A 1,979-nucleotide genomic window follows, 5' to 3' on the forward strand; every position below is an offset into this window, starting at 1 on the left:
TCAACAAACAACTCATGCCAAAACCCCGAAAACAACGAACCCGACCCCGACCGACTCCACTCCCCCACCAACCGCTCCCGCTCCGAACCCGGGAGCATGGGGATGACGGCGAGTTGCTGTCGCGGCGAGGCGATCACCGAGAGGCAGAGCTGCCGCAGGTGCGTGAGCATGTCCTCGACGACCGTCCGGTCGAAGCGCTGCGAGTCGTAGAGGATGCTGATGCCGAGCCGCTTCCCCGGGTTGATCACCACGTTGAGCGGAAAGTGGGTGCGTTCCTCGGCGTCCACCACGCTGAAGCTCAGGGCGCTGTCCGGGCGCGACTCCACCGGATAGTTCTCGAAGACGAACAGCGTCTCGAAGAGCTCGCCCTCGGCCGGGATGTCGCTCCATTTCTGCACCTGGAGCAGCGGGCTGTACTCGTACTGCCGGGTCCGGGTGTTCTGCTCCTGCAGTTCCCGGCACCAGTCGAGCCAGCCGGCCCCACCTGGCACCCGCACGCGGACCGGCAGGGTGTTGATGAACAGGCCCACCATCCGCTCGGCGCCCTCGAACTCCGGCGGACGGCCGGACACCACGGTGCCGAACACGACGTCGTCGCTCCGGCTGTACCGGCTGAGCAGCAGCGCCCAGCAGCTCTGCAGGACGGTGTTCAGGGTCAGATGGTGCTGCTGCGCCATCTCCTGCAGAGCGGCGGACTCGTCCTCGTCGAGCTCCACGCCGGCCAGCGCGGTGACGATCTCCGGCGGCACGCCCTCCGGCCGGGGTTCCGGCTTCTTCTCGACGCTGAGCGCGGTGGCCTGCCCGACACCGTCCAGGACGTCGCGCCAGTACCGTTCGGCCTGGTCCATGTCTTGTTCCGTCAGCCAGGTGACGTAGTCGCGGTAGGGGCGGACCGGGTGCAGGTCGGGCCGGCGATCGTGGACGAGCGCGTCGTAGCACTCGGCGACCTCGGCGAGCAGTTGGCTGTTGCTCCAGCCGTCGAGGATCGTGTGATGGGCGCTCAGCACGACCTGGTAGGCGTCGTCGCCGGTGCGGGCGAGCAGGATGCGCCACTGCGGGTTCTCGTGGGGCTCGAAGCCGCGGTCGCGGTCCTGCCGCAGGTGGTCGGCCAGCCGGGCCTCGACCGGTTCGTCACGCCAGTCCTGCTCGGTCAGCGGGACCGGAATGTCACGCCAGACCAGTTGCAGCGGCTCGTGACCGGGCACGGACCAGAAACTGGTACGCAGGATCGAGTGGCGCCGCATGACCTCAGCCCAGCTCCGCCGGAACAACGCACTGTCGAGCTGCTGATCGACCCGCAGGACGACCTGCACGTGGTAGAGGCCTTGTCCCTGGGCGTACTGGCTCTGGAACCAGAGACCCTGCTGCAGCGGAGTCTGCGGATAGCAGTCCTCCAACGGGCGAACCAGACCGCTGCCGTGCCAGGACGGGTGCTCCCGAAGAGCATCGATCTCGGCCTGGGACAGAGCACTCGCCGGCAGATCCGACGGGCTGTAATTGTCGACGTCATCGCGACGAGCGTCCTCGACCAGCCGCCGCAGAGCCTCCGTCATGTCCCGCGCGACCCGCTCGATCGTCTCCGGGCGGTGGACATCCGGGTGGTACGTCCACTGCAGAATGAGCTCGCCGTCCTGGACCCGGCTCACGACGTCGATCAGATAGCGCCGTTCGTTCTCCGGACCGACATCGGCGCCGGTGACCTCGGAGCCGGCCAGTGTCTCCTGCACCTCGCCGAGGTGGTTGAAGCTGATCTGGGCGGGGGTCGCGGTGAGAGCGGGGTGGGCGCGGGTCAGCAGTCCGTAGCCGATGCCGTTGCGGGGACGCCGCCGCAGGTGTTCCTTGACAGTGCGCAGATCACCGACGGGCAGCCGCAGGGGGCTGATGGTGGTGAACCAGCCAACAGTCCGGGTCAGGTCAAGATCGGGGTGCAGATCCTCCCGCCCGTGACCCTCCAGATCGATGCGCACATGACTACCACC

At 67.7% G+C, this 1,979-nt stretch carries 1 protein-coding gene; it reads right to left on the reverse strand.

All coding sequences use genetic code 11. The features are described 5' to 3' along the window. Window positions 1-1,967, reverse strand: a 1,967-nt coding sequence (locus tag ABZT18_RS32075; RefSeq protein ID WP_355253284.1) for a condensation domain-containing protein, incomplete at its 3' end; no start/stop codon positions are given. Between the last annotated feature and the right edge of the window lie 12 nt (window positions 1,968-1,979).

It is taken from the genome of Micromonospora sp. NPDC005291, from assembly GCF_040607415.1.
Classification (GTDB): domain Bacteria; phylum Actinomycetota; class Actinomycetes; order Mycobacteriales; family Micromonosporaceae; genus Micromonospora.